This window comes from Micromonospora sp. NPDC049257 (genome assembly GCF_040678915.1).
GTDB lineage: Bacteria > Actinomycetota > Actinomycetes > Mycobacteriales > Micromonosporaceae > Micromonospora > Micromonospora antibiotica.
The window spans coordinates 106,848-122,757 of sequence record NZ_JBFAQU010000008.1 but is presented as its reverse complement, the minus strand read 5'-3'; the positions used below and the strand labels follow the sequence as shown (position 1 = coordinate 122,757).

11 protein-coding genes are annotated in these 15,910 nt (G+C 72.2%); 5 read left to right on the top strand and 6 right to left on the bottom strand.

All coding sequences use genetic code 11. From position 1 onward, the window contains the following. The first annotated feature begins 49 nt into the window (after positions 1-49). Both AB0K25_RS15025 and AB0K25_RS15020 read left to right on the top strand, forming a co-directional pair. Positions 50-2,590 (top strand): DUF4118 domain-containing protein, encoded by a 2,541-nt coding sequence (locus AB0K25_RS15025; RefSeq protein ID WP_357533200.1) that lies wholly within the window; start codon positions 50-52, stop codon positions 2,588-2,590. Further along, the gene (locus AB0K25_RS15020; protein WP_363820578.1) at positions 2,587-3,270 is read left to right on the top strand and encodes a response regulator; all 684 of its coding nucleotides are present in this window, start codon (positions 2,587-2,589) and stop codon (positions 3,268-3,270) included. Before AB0K25_RS15025 ends, AB0K25_RS15020 begins: the two co-directional genes overlap by 4 nt. Positions 3,271-3,362: 92 nt before the next feature. Here AB0K25_RS15020 and AB0K25_RS15015 read toward each other — a convergent pair whose 3' ends face one another. Further along, positions 3,363-3,752: a DUF1304 domain-containing protein gene (locus AB0K25_RS15015; protein WP_219466280.1), complete on the bottom strand. Its 390-nt coding sequence runs from the start codon at positions 3,750-3,752 to the stop codon at positions 3,363-3,365. A gap of 139 nt (positions 3,753-3,891) precedes the next feature. Between AB0K25_RS15015 and AB0K25_RS15010 the strand changes: the two genes are divergently transcribed. Continuing rightward, on the top strand, positions 3,892-5,106 hold the full coding sequence (locus AB0K25_RS15010) for a PP2C family protein-serine/threonine phosphatase (protein ID WP_255597845.1): 1,215 nt from the start codon (positions 3,892-3,894) through the stop codon (positions 5,104-5,106). 66 nt (positions 5,107-5,172) lie between these two features. On the opposite strand, the gene AB0K25_RS15005 is transcribed toward AB0K25_RS15010, so the two are convergent. Next, positions 5,173-6,405, bottom strand: coding sequence for a hypothetical protein (locus tag AB0K25_RS15005; protein ID WP_363820575.1), 1,233 nt, complete (start codon positions 6,403-6,405; stop codon positions 5,173-5,175). Between the two features lie 137 nt (positions 6,406-6,542). Continuing rightward, positions 6,543-9,545 (bottom strand): family 16 glycoside hydrolase, encoded by a 3,003-nt coding sequence (locus AB0K25_RS15000; RefSeq protein WP_363820572.1) that lies wholly within the window; start codon positions 9,543-9,545, stop codon positions 6,543-6,545. A 263-nt stretch (positions 9,546-9,808) separates the two neighbouring features. Here AB0K25_RS15000 and AB0K25_RS14995 point away from each other — a divergent pair, with 263 nt between their 5' ends. Continuing rightward, positions 9,809-10,480, top strand: a complete 672-nt coding sequence (locus tag AB0K25_RS14995; RefSeq protein ID WP_219466287.1) for a DUF305 domain-containing protein — start codon at positions 9,809-9,811, stop codon at positions 10,478-10,480. Positions 10,481-10,645: 165 nt separating this feature from the next. Here AB0K25_RS14995 and AB0K25_RS14990 read toward each other — a convergent pair whose 3' ends face one another. Further along, a complete protein-coding gene (locus AB0K25_RS14990) occupies positions 10,646-13,195 on the bottom strand; it encodes a hypothetical protein (RefSeq protein ID WP_255597847.1) in 2,550 nt (849 codons plus the stop codon). 336 nt (positions 13,196-13,531) lie between these two features. On the opposite strand from AB0K25_RS14990, the gene AB0K25_RS14985 reads away from it, so the two are divergent. Continuing rightward, complete coding sequence (locus tag AB0K25_RS14985) at positions 13,532-13,879, top strand: STAS domain-containing protein (RefSeq protein ID WP_308290992.1); 348 nt, start codon at positions 13,532-13,534, stop codon at positions 13,877-13,879. Between the two features lie 5 nt (positions 13,880-13,884). Here the strand turns inward: AB0K25_RS14985 and AB0K25_RS14980 are convergent, their stop codons facing one another. Together AB0K25_RS14980 and AB0K25_RS14975 are read right to left on the bottom strand one after the other, a co-directional pair. Continuing rightward, complete coding sequence (locus tag AB0K25_RS14980) at positions 13,885-15,132, bottom strand: PP2C family protein-serine/threonine phosphatase (RefSeq protein ID WP_219466297.1); 1,248 nt, start codon at positions 15,130-15,132, stop codon at positions 13,885-13,887. Between the two features lie 89 nt (positions 15,133-15,221). After that, complete coding sequence (locus AB0K25_RS14975) at positions 15,222-15,872, bottom strand: TetR/AcrR family transcriptional regulator (protein ID WP_308290993.1); 651 nt, start codon at positions 15,870-15,872, stop codon at positions 15,222-15,224. Positions 15,873-15,910: the final 38 nt, after the last annotated feature.

The following is a 15,910-nucleotide window of genomic DNA, read 5'->3' as shown; positions in this document are numbered from 1 at the left end:
GCCCGGCGGTCGCGCCCCGGGGCGGTACGCACAGCGAGAGGATGGTCCTGTGCCACGAGGTGAACTGCGCATCTACCTGGGTGCCGCCCCCGGCGTCGGCAAGACGTACGCCATGTTGGAGGAGGCCCGGCGGCGGGCCGAGCGGGGCGCCGACGTGCTGGTCGGCCTGGTGGAGACGCACGGCCGGCCGCACACCGCCGCGATGATCGGCGACCTGGCGGTGCTGCCCCGGCGCACGCTGCGCTACCGGGACGCCGAGTTCACCGAGCTGGACCTCGACGCCGTGCTGGCCCGCCGCCCGGAGCTGGTCGTGGTCGACGAGTTGGCGCACACCAACGTGCCCGGCTCCCGGCACGGCAAGCGCTGGCAGGACGTCCAGGAACTGCTCGACGCGGGCATCTCGGTGCTGTCGACGGTCAACGTCCAGCACCTGGAGTCACTCAACGACGTGGTCGCCCGCATCACCGGCACCACCCAGCGGGAGACCGTCCCGGACGCCGTGGTCCGCGCCGCCGAACAGGTCGAACTGGTCGACATGACCCCGGAGGCGCTGCGCCGGCGGATGGCGCACGGCAACATCTACCGGCCCGACCGGATCGACGCGGCGCTGGGCAACTACTTCCGGGTCGGCAACCTCACCGCGCTGCGTGAGCTGGCCCTGCTCTGGCTGGCCGACAAGGTCGACGACCAGCTCGACCGGTACCGGGCCCAGGAGGGCATCTCCGCCACCTGGGAGGCCCGGGAACGGGTCGTCGTCGCCCTCACCGGCGGCCCGGAGGGGGACACCCTGATCCGCCGGGCGGCCCGGATCGCCGCCCGCAGCAAGGGGGCCGACCTGCTCGCCGTGCACGTGGCCCGCGACGACGGGCTGGCCGGGGCGGACCCGGCCCAGCTCGCCCGGCAGCGGGTCCTGGTGGAGAGCCTCGGCGGCAGCTACCACCAGGTGCTCGGCGGGGACGTCCCGGCCGCCCTGCTCGACTTCGCCCGGGGGGTCAACGCCACCCAACTGGTGCTCGGCGCGAGCCGGCGCGGCCGGTTCGCCCAGCTGATCGCCCGGGGCGTCGGCGTCACCACCACGGCCCGCTCCGGGGCGATCGACGTGCACCTGGTCACCCACCCGCAGGCCGGGCGGGGCCGGCGCGGGGCCGGGATGCCGGCCGCGCTGTCCCGACGGCGTCGGCTGCTCGGGTTCGCCCTCGCCGGGCTGGGCCTGCCGCTGCTCACCCTGCTGCTGTCGGTGTTGCCGGACCTCACCCTGACCAACGACATCCTGATCTTCCTGGCCGGGGTGGTCGGAGTGGCGCTGGTCGGTGGGCTCTGGCCGGCACTGGTCGCCGCGCTCGGCGGATCGCTGCTGCTGAACTGGTTCTTCACCCCGCCGTACCGCACGCTGACCATCGCCGAGGCGGACAATCTCCTCGCGCTGGGCGTCTTCGTCGGGGTGGCGGTCGCGGTGAGCTGGGTGGTGGACGTGGCGGCCCGGCGTACCCGGGAAGCGGCCCGGGCCGCCGCCGACGCGCAGACCCTGGCCACCGTCGCCGGTGGCGTGCTGAGCGGTGAACGGCCGCTGCCGGCGCTGCTCGACCGGCTGCGGGAGACCTTCGGGCTGCGCGCGGTCAGCGTCCTGGAACTCGTCCCCGACGCGCGGGGGCGGCCCGGCCGGGCCCACGAGGAGGGGGCCTGGCGTCGGGTCGCCAGCGTCGGGGTGGACCCGGCGGGCAGCCCTGGCGCGGGGGAGACCACGGTGCCGGTCGACGACCGGCTGACCGTGGTGCTCAGCGGCCGTCGGCTGGAGGCCGCCGACCGGCGCATCGTCGAGGCGTTCGCCGCGCAGGCCGCCGTCGCGCTGCGCCAGGAACGACTCGCCGAGGAAGCCGCCACCGCCCGGCCGCTCGCCGAGGCCGACCGGTTACGCACCGCGCTGCTCGCCGCCGTCAGCCACGACCTGCGTACCCCGCTGGCGTCGGCGAAGGCCGCGGTGAGCAGCCTGCGCAGCCCCGACGTCGACTTCGACCCCGAGGACCGGGCCGAGTTGCTCGCCACCGCCGACGAGTCCCTGGACCGGCTCGGCCGGCTGGTGGCGAACCTGCTCGACATGAGCCGGTTGCAGGCCGGCGCGCTGGGTGTCACCCGCACCGCGATCGGGCTGGAGGACGCCGTACCGCTGGCCCTGGACGAGCTGGGGCCGGCCGCCGCCGACGTACGGACCGACATTCCCGCCGACCTGCCGGCGGTCGACGCCGACCCGGGCCTGCTGGAACGGGTGCTGGTCAACATCGTCGCGAACGCCCTGCGGCACAGCCCGGCCGGGCAGCCGCCCACGCTCACCGCCAGCAGCCACGCCGGGCAGGTGGAGCTGCGGGTCATCGACACTGGCCCCGGCATCCCCGAGGACCGTTGGGAGCACGTCTTCCTGCCGTTCCAGCGGCTCGGCGACCGGGACAACCAGACCGGGGTGGGGTTGGGGCTGGCCCTGTCGCGGGGGCTGGCCGAGGCGATGGGTGGCAGCATCACCCCGGAGACCACCCCCGGTGGGGGGCTGACCATGGTGTTGCGGCTGCCCGCCGCCGACGAGAGGCCGGACCGGTGACCCGCATCCTGGTCGTCGACGACGAACCGCAGATCCTCCGCGCGCTGCGGATCAACCTGCGCGCCCGGGGGTACGACGTCGAGGTCGCCGGGACCGGCACGGCCGCGCTGAAGGCCGCCGCCGCCCACCCGCCGGACCTGGTGGTGCTCGACCTGGGCCTGCCCGACCTCGACGGCGTGGAGGTCATCCGGGGCCTGCGCGGCTGGACCACCATCCCGATCATCGTGCTGTCCGGGCGGGCCGGCAGCGCGGACAAGGTAGCCGCCCTCGACGCCGGTGCCGACGACTACGTCACCAAGCCGTTCGGGGTCGACGAACTCCTCGCCCGGATCCGCGCCGTCACCCGCCGCCTCGCCTCCTCACCCGTCGACGCGACGGCCACCGCCCAGGTGGGTCGGCACACCGTCGACCTCGCCACCCGCACCGTCACCCGCGACGACGGCACCGAGGTCCGGCTCACCCCCACCCAGTGGGCGGTGCTGGAACGGCTGCTGCGCCACCCCGGCAAGCTGATCAGCCAACGTCAGCTCCTGCACGAGGTGTGGGGGCCGGAGTACCAGCAGGAGACCAACTACCTGCGGCAGTACCTGGCGCAGCTGCGACGCAAGCTGGAGGACGACCCGGCCCGGCCCCGGCACCTGATCACCGAGCCGGGCATGGGCTACCGCTACCGCCCCTGACCGCCTCAGGCCGTGCCCCGACGGTCACCGGGCTGGCGGTTCTCGTCGGTTCACGGCCGCCTCCGTCACCGGGCGTCGCTGTCCCGCCTCCGCTACCCGAGGCTGAGCCCGATCGCCAGGGCGGCGACGGCGAGGAGCGGGGGGACGAGCTGCTTGAGCGCGGCACTGGCCTTGTCGGGTGCCGAGATCAGCAGCACCAGCCCGGCGGCGACCATCGACCCGGCGCCGACGAAGACCAGGGTCGCGCCGACGGTGTGCGCGCCGACGGCGTAGGCGACGATGCCGACGACGATCGCGACGGCCAGGAAGAGGTTGTAGAAACCCTGGTTGAAGGCGAGTTGCCGGGTCGCCTCCGCCTCCTCGCGGCTGGTGCCGAAGACCGCGCGGGCGCGGGCGGTGGTCCAGACGACCGACTCCAGGTAGAAGATGTAGACATGGATGAGGCCGGCGATGCCGGCCAGGACGAGTCCCGCGACGACCACGACCCTGCCTCCTTCGTTGGCGCGGACCCGAGATGTCCGCCACGGTCATTCTCCCTGCCCGCCGTGCTGCCCGAATCAGGTGTTGGCGGTTTGCCGTGTGCCTCCTACGGTGTGGAGGACAAGATGGGGGAGGTTCAGGTTGGCCGACGCGGGTGACGCGGTGCGGTGGCTCCAGCTCGCCGCACCCCGCGGCGGGCCGGACGATCTGCCCCTGCTGGTGAACCGGGCCGCGCCGGCCATGGACGCCACCGAGATCGTGATCTACCTGGCGGACTACCAGCAGGCCAGCCTCGTACCGTTGCTCGGTGCCGGTCTCGACCGGGGTGAGCTGGCGATCGAGACGACCCTCGCCGGTCGGGCGTTCACCGGCCTCGACGTGCAGCACGCGGCCGACAGCGCGGACCGGATCTGGGTGCCGCTGCTCGTCGGGTGCGAACGGATGGGCGTGCTGGAGATCGTCTCGCCGGCCGCCGGGGACCCGGCGATGAACGAGCCGGCCTGGGAGTTGGCGACCTGCGTCGCGCAACTCGTGGTGAACCGCCGACCGTACGGCGACGTGGTGGAGCGGCTGCGGCGTCGGCTGCCGATGCAGGTCGCCGCCGAGATCGTCTGGGGCCTGCTGCCCCCGCTGACCTTCGCCACCGACGACATGCTGCTCACCACCATCCTCGAACCGTGCTACGACGTCGGCGGGGACATCTTCGACTACGCGCTCAACGGTGACGTGCTCAGCGTCGGGCTGTTCGACACCTGCGGACACGGCATCAAGGCGAGCACCCTGGCCTCCCTGGTGGTCAGCGCCTACCGCAACGCGCGCCGCTGTGGCCTAGACCTGGTCGACACGGCGACCAGCATCGACAGGTGGGTGCGCTCCGAGCACCCGCACATGTTCGCCACGGCGCTGCTGGTCGAGTTGGAGCGGAGCACCGGCCGGCTCCGGGTGATCAACGCCGGCCACCCGGGCGCGCTGCTGCTGCGCGACGGCAAGGCGATCCGTGAGTTGCCGGGCCCGACCGCGCTCCCGCTCGGCCTGGGCCACCTGGCGACCCAGCGCCCCGAGGTGTACGAGGAGGAGCTGCACCCCGGGGACCGCATCCTCGCCTACACCGACGGCATCACCGACGCGCGGGGCGTCGACGGGGAACGGTTCGGGTTGACGCGTCTCGTCGACTTCGTCAACCGTGCCCTCAACGACAAGTTGGCTACCCCGGAGACGATGCGCCGGCTGGTGCGCGCGGTGGTCGCCTACCAGGAGGGGCAGCTCGACGACGACGCGACGGCGCTGCTGCTGGAGTGGCGTCCACCGCACGCACCGCTGTCCCACCTGCGCGAGCGCACGACCAGCGGACCGTGAGGGCGACGACCCCAGGGTGAGCGTCGCCAGGTGCCCGGGAGCCCTGGTCACGAGGATGCGCACCGCTCAGCCGGCGAGACCACGTTCCGTCGCCCAGTGGTGGGGGCGGGGCATGGGGACGGGGTCGGTCTGCTGCCGCTGGTCGGGCTCGGCAAGCCGGAGCAGGCGGTACATGGTGCGCCGCAGCAGCACGCCGGCATTGCCCGGGCGGGCGGTCAACGCAGCCATCACCGTCTCGGGGTCGACCTCGCCGGTCAGGGCGAGTTGGGAGATCAGCGGCTGTCGGGGGTCCAGGCGGGGTGCGTGGGTGGCGAGCAGGTGCTGGGCCGTACCGGTGGCCGGTACCGGTCCCTGGGCGGGGAGCAGCAGGGTCCGGCGTCCGATGGCGGCGGCGTAGGCCGTGACGGAGCCGTGGTCGCCGACGACGTGGTCGGCGGCAACCACCGGGCCACGCCAGTCCTCGGTCGGATCGGGCAGCAGCAACCCGGCGTCGAGGCAGCCCCGGAGCCAGGCGCGGATCTGGCGGTGCCCGTGTCCGTCCCAGATCGCGGGGTGCAGCAGCGCGGCCACCCGGTACCGGTCCGCCGGGAGCTGTTTCATCAACTGTGGAAGCAGGTCCGGCCAGCGGCCGAAGGCACCGTCCCTGCCCCAGGTGGAGGAGACCACGACGAGTTGCTGATGCTCGCCCAACCCCATGGCCCGCCGGTAGTCCGGGCGGCGGGGAAGGCTGGCGACGAGCCGGTCGACGCAGGGGTCGCCGACGACCACAGCCGCCTCGACCGCCTCCGGGCACTGCCGACGCAGCACCTCCAACTCACGGTCGTGGGAGAGGGCGAGGGCTGTCGGGAGCACGCGCCCGTCATGGGTCAGCCGTTGGGCGTCGAGACCGTACACCGGTGGGTCTGCGAGCACCGGCGCGTCGGACGGACCGGGTCGCACCCGCTTGCTCCGTCCGGCCCCGTGGGCCAGCAGCAGGAGCGGCGCGTGCAGTTGGTGCAGCCCGCCGTGGGCGGCGGCGATGCCGAGGTCGAAGTGCTCCCGGACGGCCTGGTACCAGGGCAGGACGAGCGCGCCGAGCCGGTCGAGGAACCGTGCCACCTGATGGTTGAAGACGTCCGGCGCCACGGTGAAGACCACCTGCACGCGGGGGTCGCCCTCGACGTACCCGATGACGTCCAGCAAGCGTTGGCAGCTCGCGATGGTGTGGGCCACGACGAGCGTCGGCCGGCAACCCGACCGGCTCACCCAGCGGCTGGCGTCGATGCCGACGGGGGCGGGTGACCACTCCAGCGACGTCATTGACGTAACTCTATCCAGGCTCGCGCGGAGTTCGGTGCCGGGGCGGATCCGCGCCTGAAGGAGGTGCCGATCAGGCCAGCCCGCGACGCGGCGCGGCCGGGGCCGTCGAAACGGTCCCGGCCGCGTCTCCTACCGGGTCACCCGTCGAGCGGCTTGATCCAGATGTTGCGGTACTGGACCGGGTTGCCGTGGTCCTGGAGCCGGATCGCGCCGGCCGCCGGGCCCTCCGGCCGGCTGCCGCCGGTCGGGCCGAGGATCTCCACGTCGTCGTGCACGGTGACGCCGTTCCACACCACGGTCACCCGGGGGTTCGCCACCTTGACGCCGGCCGCGTCGTAGCGGGCCTGCCGGTACTCGATGTCGTACGTCTGCCAGGTCTGGGGCGGTCGGGCCGCGTTCACGTCGGGCGCCTTCTGGGTGTAGATGGCGGCGGAGTCGTTGTTCTGCGGCGGGTCGACGCCGAACGAGTCGAGCACCTGGATCTCGTAGCGGTCCTGGAGGTAGACCCCGCTGTTGGCGCGCTGCTGCCCGGTCACCTCCGGTGGGTAGAGCGGCAGGTTGAACTCCACGTGCAGCCGGAAGTCGCCGAACGCCTGCACGGTGCGCAGGTCACCGCCGCGTACGGTCATGGTGTTGCCGGCGAGCGTCCACTCCGGCTCGCGCCCGTCGGTGTGCTGCCACTCGGTGAGGTCGCCGCCGTCGAACAGGGTGATCCGTTCGCCGCGTGGCCGGACGGCGAGCACGTCGAGGTTGACGTGCCCGGAGTCGGCGCTCTCCTTGCGGTACTCGACGATGTTGCGTCCCCGCCGCAGGTGTGCCCTGCTGGTGACGGTGCCCCACTCCTCCCAGGTGACGGTGGACGGGAAGACCGTCTGTTCGATCCGCTTGCCGTTGACGTACAGGCTGAGCTGTTTCGGGCCGGAGAACGGGTTCGGGCCGTTGCTGTAGCGCATCGCCAGGTCGTGGTTGTCGGCCTCGGGGACGTCGACGGAGATCCGGGTCGACGCGCCGTCGTCGGCGAACCCGGCGGCGAAGCCGGCACCGGAGTAGGCGGCGTGGTCGGTGGCCATCCCGACCCCGACGGTGCGACCCTCCTCGGCCTCGAAGAAGGTCTGCGGCTGGGACACCCGGCCGGGGATCTCGTTGAGCGTGTACCAGGCCTCGGTGTTCCACAACTGCTCGCCGTCGGCGGCGGAGAACGGGCGCGGGGAGCGGACGTGCACCACCCGGTTCTCCTTCAGGCCCGGGATACGCAGCCGGACGGTGCGCCCGTTGGCCGCCAGCACCGCCCGGGTCACGGTGAGTGTCTCCAGGTCGAGCTTGGGCCCGCCGTACTGGCTGGTCGCCCCGTAGCGCCACTGCGTCACCTGGTACGCCCCGGCGAGCCGCGCGGCGGTCTCGGCCGAGATCGGCTCGGTGTATTCCAGGTCGAACCCGTTGGCGGTGGCCCGCATCTGCTTGACCTCGAAGGTCGAGGTGCCGTTGGGGGTGAGCTTCTGCATGCCGTAGGTCAGCTTGCCCTCCTGGCCCCAGTTGCCGCCGGCCCCCACGCCGCCCACGTAGACCGCGCCGTCGGGGCCGAGGGTGACCTCGTTGACGCCGGCCTCCAGGCCCTGCGTGTGCCGGAACACCGCCCCCTGGTACTGCCCCTCGACCTCGTCGAGGTAGACCCGTTGCAGGCCGCCGTAGGTGACGTCGCCGACGACGAGCTGCCCGGCGTACGGCCCCTGCGCGAGCAGCACCGGAGTGGACGGGGAGTTGCCGATCTCGTTCTGCGGGAGCCAGACGATCGGTCGGGTCACCGGCTTGTCGTCGTACGGCCCGTCGGGGCTGGTGTAGTGGTTGAAGAACGCCCCCTGCTGGATCTGGACCAGCTTGGACGCGGGCAGCCAGCCACCCTGGTTGTCGGTGACGAGGACCTCGTCGCGCGGCCCCCAGCCAATCCCGTTCGGGGTGCGCAGCCCACCGGCCACATAGGTGATCTTGCCGGTCCGGGCGTTGACCTTGATCGAGGTGCCCCGGTTCGCGGCGGGCTGCGGCACTGTGGTGGCGCCGCCCTGGTTGATCGCGACGGACAGGTTGAGGTGGAAGAACCCGTCCCGGTAGAGCAGGCCGAAGGCGAACTCGTGGAAGTTGCCGCCCCACGGCCAGGTGGCGACCGTACGGCGGTCGTCGGCGTCGCCGTCGCCGTCGGTGTCGCGCAGCGCGGTCAGCTCGTGCTTCTGGCTGACGTAGACGGTGCCGTCGACCACGGCGACGCCCTGCGGCTCGCGCAGCCCGTCGGCGAACCGGTGGTAGGTCACCTGGTCGGGGCTGGTCGCGCCGGTAGCGCCCTCGGCCACCCAGATCTCGCCGGTGGCGTTGTCGGTGCCGCCCCAGGTGCTCAGGACCAGCGCGCCGTCGGGGCGGAACGCCATCCCGGTGACCTGCGGCCGGAACCCGTCGGGGCGCAGGTCGGTGAGGGTGTAGCCGGGGTGCACCCGGTCGAGCGGCAGACCGTCGCCGGCCGAGTCGGTCGCCCCCTCGCAGTACTTCCAGCCCGGCGCGGTCACCCGGACCACCCCGGCCTCGGTGCTCAGCGCGGAGTTCGGGACGAGGGTGAAGTCGGCGTTGCCCGGTGGACGCCATTCCAGCCGCAGCACCTGGCCGCCGCCGTCGTCGAAGTGCTCGATGCGCAGCGGGTGCCGGCCGGCGGTGAGGGTGACCGTGCCGTCCTTGGCGGTCTCGCCGTGCAGCCCGTCGTGGTCGACGACGACCGCGTCGCCGATGGTCAGCCGGGAGCCGTCGTCACTGGTGAGGCGGAAGGCGTAGGTGCCGTCCACGGGCGCGGCGAGGTTGGCGGTGACGTGGCTGATGAACCGGTCGGCGAGCCCGAAGTCATCCGTGCTGGTCCAGTTGACCTGCGGCATCAGCTTGTCGACGTTGGGCGTCTGCGCGGGCTTGAGGGTGCACAGCGCGGACAGCGGGGTGCCCATGTCGTACGAGCGCAGGGTGACGCCGGGTTCCTGGGGCGGGAGGTCGGCGGTGGGTGCGGCGGTGGCCGGGGTGACGGAGGCGGTGGCGAGCACGGTGGCCAGGGCGGTGCCGGCGGCCACGAGCACGGGTCTGCGACGCCAGCGACGCCGGTGCGGGGCGGTCATGGTTCCTCCAGTGGTGGTGGGCCCGGCCGGGGAGGGACCGCGCCACTTTCTCCCGATGGCGGGTCGGTATGGAACGCGTCACATCAAAGATTGATCGCAGACACTAGCACTTTGGATCGATTCGGGGAAACTTTTCGATGAGTGAGCGAAAGTGGCTACGGATGGGCCCGATTCCACCGATTCGTGGGCTGGTGGGGGTGCCGGGATTGAGGCACTATTCCCAGGGACTCTGCGCAGCTCAAGCCCAGACTGGTAGGTGAATCGTGCCGCTGCCCCGTCGCGTGGTCGTTTCCGGTGTGGTCGCCACGGTCGTCCTCGGCGCGGTGGTGGGAGTGGCCCTCTGGGTGGGCCGGGACGACCCGGCCTACCAGCCGCCGACATCACGCGTGGTGCAGCCGGGCGCACCCGGCCAGCCGGGTCGGCAACTGTCCGGCACCGACCTGGCGCAGGTCTCGCCGCCCGGGTTCACCGCAGCCGACAGCCGGTTCGTCCAGGGCATGATCCCGCACCACACGCAGGCGCTGGCGATGACCGCGCTGCTGGCCGGACGGACCACCAGCCCGGACGTGACGCTGCTGGCCAAGCGGATCGAGGTGTCGCAGGGCGACGAGATCGCCCGGATGCGCACCTGGCTGGCCGAGCGCAACGTGCCGGCCGCCGGCCCGCACGACGGGGCGGCGCACGACGCGCTCATGCCGGGAATGCTGACCGCCGCCCAGTTCGACCAGCTCAAGCAGGCTAGTGGTACGGAGTTCGACCGGCTCTTCCTCACCGCGATGATCCGCCACCACCAGGGCGCGTTGACCATGGTGGAGCAGCTGTACGCGGGCGGCGGCGGGCTGGAGCCGGCGAGCGACCAGTTCGCCCGCGAGGTCAACGCCGACCAGGGCATCGAGATCCAACGGATGCAGCAGATGCTGGCCAAACTCGGCTGAGCTGCCGTCGGGCGGCACCGGTTCGGGTGCTGGCCAAACTCGGCTGAGCCGCCGTCGGGCGGCACCGGACCGGGCCGCAGGAGTCGGGGAACGGCCGGGGCCTGCCCAGCGTCGCTGGGCAGGCCCCGGTTCGTGCGATCCGTCGGTCCGGCCGGACCGGGCGGGTTACCTGTCGAGCTGGTCGATCAGCGCCTGGGCGTCGCGGACCAGCAGGTTGCGCGCGCCGACGGCGTTGAGCGCACGGGCCTGGTCGACGAAGGTGGTCAGGTGGGTGACCGCCTCCGCCGGCTGCCCGCCGCTGGCCGCCGCGGCGGCCTTGCCGAGGCTGGTGGTCAGCTTGTCGGCGTTGCCCGCGCTGACGGTGCCGGCGGACCGGTAACCGTCCACGAGGGACCGCAGGTCGGCGAAGGACGTCGTCGTGGTGAACGTGACGGACCGGTTGGTGGTGTTGCCGGCCTTGTCCTTCGCGGTCACCGTCAGGGTGTGGCTGCCCAGCGGGAGGCTGGACAGGGCGACCGTCGTCCCCCGGGCGACCCGCTTGCCGTCCAGCAGCGCGCTGTCCGGGTTGATGCCGGGCCCGGAACCGGTGTCGGTGACCGACCAGTCCACCGTCACCGCACCGGAGTCACCGTACGAGGTGCCGTCGGTGAGCCCGGAAACCTGCACGGCGGGTGCCGTCCGGTCGATCTTGAGCCACTGGCTGCCCTGCCGGGAGGTGTTGCCGGCCCCGTCGACGGCCCGGTATCGCACCGGACCCTTGACGTCGGCGCTGATCGTCGCGACACCGCTGGCCGGGACGTCCACCCAGGTCACGCCGTCGTCGATCGAGTACTGACCGGTCCAGAGACCGGCGATCAGGCCGGTGAGGGTGAGCGTGACGTCACCGGTGTACCAGCCGTTGCTGCCGGTCGGCTCGGCCGGGCCCACCGTGGCGGCGACCCTCGGGTTGAAGGTGTCCGCCAGGTCCACCACGGACTGCCGGAGCGTGCGGTGCGCTGCGGTGTCGAGCTTGTCGGCCAGGGCACGCAGTTGCTCCTCGGCGGCGAACCGCCTGCCCTCGGCGGCGAATCCGCTGGCCCGGGAGAGGACCGCGTCGACCTCCGTGCTCAGCGCCGGGTCGATCGCGCCGGCCCGTACCACCTGGTCGTGGTAGGCGCGGACGAGCGCGAAGCTCGGCGTCCAGCTGATCTTCGGCTGGCCCTGGGCGTTGAACCCGGCCAGCTTCACCTGGCCGGCGGCCTCGATCTCGGCGGCCGACAGGTGCGCGCTGGGGGTCAGCTTGAACACGTCGAAACCGCGGGCGATCTCGTTGCCGTAGAGGTTGCCGTTGTACCAGTACGCCGACCAGAAGCCACCGAGCACGAGTGAGGTCGGGCTGACCGGCCCCCGGTCGAAGTACGCGATCTCCCGTGGGTGCGCCGAGTCGGTGAAGTCGAACACCGAGATGCCGCCCTGGTACCAGGCCTGCATCATGATGTCGCGGCCCGGCACCGGAATCAGCGAGCCGTTGTGCGCGACGCAGTTCTCCTGCAGCGACTGGGGCACCGGCAGCTTGTAGTAGCTGGCGAAGGTCATCTTCCGGTCGACGATGTCGAAGATGGCGTTGGCGCCCCACTGCGGCTGGTCGGTGTCGCGGCAGCGTGCGCCGCTGCCCCCGCCCCACTCGTCAGTGAAGATCACCTTGGTGCCGTCGTTGTTGAACGTCGCCGAGTGCCAGTACGCGAAGTTCGGGTCGGCCACCTCGTCGATCCGCTTCGGGTTGGCCGGGTCCGAGATGTCGATCAGGATGCCGTTGCCCTGACACGCGCCGGCCGCCAGGCCGATCGCCGGGTAGGCGGTGATGTCGTGGCAGGCGTTGGTGTTCGGCGTGGGCGACCAGGTCGACCCGGACGGGTGCCGGGGCGTCACCGGGCCGTTCTGGAGGCCGTCGACCCGACCCGTGGCCGGGTCCTGGAACAGTCGCGGTTGGTTGACCACGGCGGCGTTCTGGGGTGCGGCCACCGGCACCTTGATCACGTCGATCCGCCACCGCGACGGGTTCTCCCCGTCGGCGGCGTTGTTGTTGCACCCCTCCATCGTGGTCGCCGGGCGCACGGATGCCGTACCGGAGACGTAGATGTAGATGTTGTCGGCGTCGCGGGGGTCGGTCACCACCGTGTGGGTGTGCGAGCCACGGCAGAGCTGAACCCCCGCGACCTGCACCGGGTTGCGGACGTCGCTGATGTCGAAGATCCGCACGCCCTGGAACCGGGTGCCGACGTTGGGGTTCGTGCCGCAGTCGACCCGTCCCCGGGTCTCCTCGACCGACATGAAGAGCAGGTTGCCCTGGACGGAGAGGTCACCCTGCCCACCGGGGCACACCACGCTGGTGACCAGGGTCGGCTCGGCCGGGTTGGCCACGTCGGTGATCGTGAAGCCGTTGTAGTTGCCCTGGAAGGCGTACCGGCCGCCGAAGGCGAGGTCCGAGTTGTAGTACCCGCCGTTGCCAGGGTTGGTCGGGTCGACGAATCCGGCCGGCTTGTCGCGGTGCGCCACCTGTTCGAGGTTGCTGATCGCGGACTGTGCGTCGAGCCAGCCCGCGCCGAGGCCGACGCGTGGGTCGGGCTCGGCCGCCGACGCCGTACCGGGGATCGCGCCGGCCAGGAGCAGCCCGGCGGCCATCAGGCCGAGTGCCCGTCGGCCCCGGCGTGCCCTGGGGGTTGAGGGAGTGGTCATGTATCGCCTTCCGATCGAAGGACCAGCCGCGACGTCCACATAGGGAGAAACGCGCCGCGTGAGTAAGGACCGTACCGACGATCAGTCGCTGGTCAAGATACTCATGTGAGTTATGTACGCGTTTGCGCGGCAAGCCGTGCGCAATTGCCTCCGGACGACCGCGCAGGTCACGACAGGCGTAGGAAGCGCCGGCCCGGTCCGTGCGCCAGTCGTCGAGTCGCCACCGACCCGCCCACCCGGCGGGCGTCGCCGAGCGCTCATGGGTGGTTTCTGGCACCGTGGGAACGACGTACTGCGTCATCGGATGTCCGGTACGTCGCAACGAAGGGGGTTCACGTGGAATTCACGATGTCGACCCGCCAGGAGGGTGCCGGCACAGTGCTGGAGATCGCCGGTGACCTGGACATGAGCACCACCCCGCAGTTGCGGGAACGGTTACGCGAAGTGGTCGAGGGCGGCGCCCGGGTCGTGGTGGTCGACCTGACCGGTGTCGGGTTCATGGACTCCAGCGGCCTCGGCGCGCTCGTGGTCGCCTATCGGGAGCTGCGGGAACGCAACGGCTGGCTCGGGCTGGCCGGGGTCCGCCGGCCGGTCCGCACGGTGTTGTCGATCACGTCGGTCGACCAGGTCATCGGCATCTTCGACACGGTGCCCGACGCCGAGGCGGCGGCCCGGGTGTCGTGATCCCCTCAGTGGGGCCGGACGCTGGCCCGGGTGGTGTCCGCGCCGGCGGTGCTACGGCGCGGCCCGTGGTCGCCGTACCAGTCGATGATCAGCAGGGTCGCGTCGTCGGCCAGGGCCGGACCGGCGATGGACAGCACCGCGTCCGACAGCGCCCGGACCGCCTCGCGGGGGTGCAACGGCGCGATGTCGAGCAGGGCGGCCGGTAGGTCGAGATCGGCGGCGTTGCGTTCGCGCATCCCGTCGGTGACCACGACCAGCCGGTCACCGGGGCGCAGGGCGACCTCCCCGCTGCGGAAGCCCGCCTCGGGGAACATGCCCAGCGGGAAGTTGCCGGGCAGTTCCAGGGCCGTGGTCCGGCCGTCGCGGACCAGCATCGGCGGGACGTGCCCGGCGTTGAGTAACTCGCAGCGCCCGGTGGGCAGGTCGATGCGGCCCAGCACCGCCGTCACGTACGCGCCACGGACGTTGGCGTGCTCAGCGATGGCGCTGTTGGCCTCGTCGGCCTGCGCGGTCAGGCTCAGGCCACGGCGGCGGGTGTTGCGCAGACTGCCCACCCCGAGAGTGGCGGTCAGCGCGCTGGCGACCCCGTGGCCCATCGCATCGGTGACACTCAGGTGCAGCACGTCGCGGGCCACGCTGTAGTCGAAGGTGTCGCCGCCGACGCTCGCGGCCGGCTCCAGCCAACCGGAGAGGGTGAACGCGCCGCCCTCGCAGGTGAACGAGGCGGGTAGCAGCCGGCGTTGGATCTCGGCGGAGAGGGTGAACGGGGTGCTGCGCTGCCCCCACTCGAACAGGTCGGTGTGCCGCCGGTTGGCGATTATCACGAACGCCAACGCGTGCGCGGTCCGGGCGACCCGGGCGATCACCTCGTCGTCCGGCTCGTCGGGCAGGTCGATCTCCAGCAGGCCGATGACCTCGCCGCGCTCGGTGACGGGTGTGAGCAGCCGCCACCGGCCGTTGCCGGGCAGCACCTGGGGGAGCTGGAGGCGCACCGCCTGCTCGTAGGGCCCGCCGTCGAACGGGAGCACCTCGGCGGCCTCCTCGTCCTGGAGGCGGCCCGGCCCGTCGGCGCCCGGCTGGTGGGTCAGCCGGACCAGGGCCCGACCGCTGAGATCGGCGATCAGCAGCGACACGCCGAGCGCGTCCAGCGCCGAGGCGATGGCTCCGGTGACCGCCTCGACGGCCTCGACCGGGGCGGCGTCCTCGGCCGACTGCAGCATCTCGGCCAGCACGATCTGGTCGCTGTCCTCCACCCGTCGAGCATAGGCACTCCGGGTGCCGCCCGCCTCACGAGCCGACCGTGGGTCGGCGGGGACCCCGCCGGGACCGGTCACGCTGTCGGTCACCCCGGCGGGGGGCCGGCGAGGACGGCCCCACCGACCGTGTCCACGTACCACCGCTGGTACTGCTCCGGTGGCCAGCCCCGTTGCCGGACGAGCCAGTCGAAGTTGCGGACGTCCTGCGCCAGCCAGAGGATGTCCGCGACCTGGTCGACGTCCAGGTCGGGGCGGAGGGCCCCGGTGCCGACGAGTTCCGCGGCGAACATGGCCATGCCCCGGCGGCGCTCGTCGACGTTCTTGCGCCAGATCTCGGCGGCGTCCTGATCGGCGGTGGCGGCCCCGGCCAGCGCGAGCATCACCTGGGCCTGCCGGGCGTTCACCTCGACCAGGTGGCGGGCGTAGCGGATGAGCTTGGCGCGGGGGTCGGCGAGTGCCCGGATCTCGGCGACGAAGGGCCGGTCCGGCAGGGCCACCGGTTCGTCGTCGCCGGCCAGGGTGACGTCGACCAGGTCGGAGAGCAGTTGGCGCTTGCTGCCGAACAGCGCGTACACCGTCTGGACCGCGACGCCTGCCGTTGCGGCGACGGCGGTCAGCGGGGTGGCCGCGTAACCGGGGTCGACGAACAGTCGACCGGCCGCTTCGAGGATCGCCCCTCGGGTCTGTCGGGATTGTTCCTTCCGCCGGGAGGAGTCATAGCGCCTCTTGACAACCACGCCACGAGTGTAGTGCTCTATTCGATAGATTATAACTC

What these genes read in the sequence shown, in the direction of transcription:
- AB0K25_RS14990 (WP_255597847.1), bottom strand. Translation starts at nt 13,195, where the DNA reads ATGACCACTCCCTCAACCCCCAGGGCACGCCGGGGCCGACGGGCACTC.
- AB0K25_RS15005 (WP_363820575.1), bottom strand. Translation starts at nt 6,405, where the DNA reads ATGACGTCGCTGGAGTGGTCACCCGCCCCCGTCGGCATCGACGCCAGC.
- AB0K25_RS15000 (WP_363820572.1), bottom strand. Translation starts at nt 9,545, where the DNA reads ATGACCGCCCCGCACCGGCGTCGCTGGCGTCGCAGACCCGTGCTCGTG.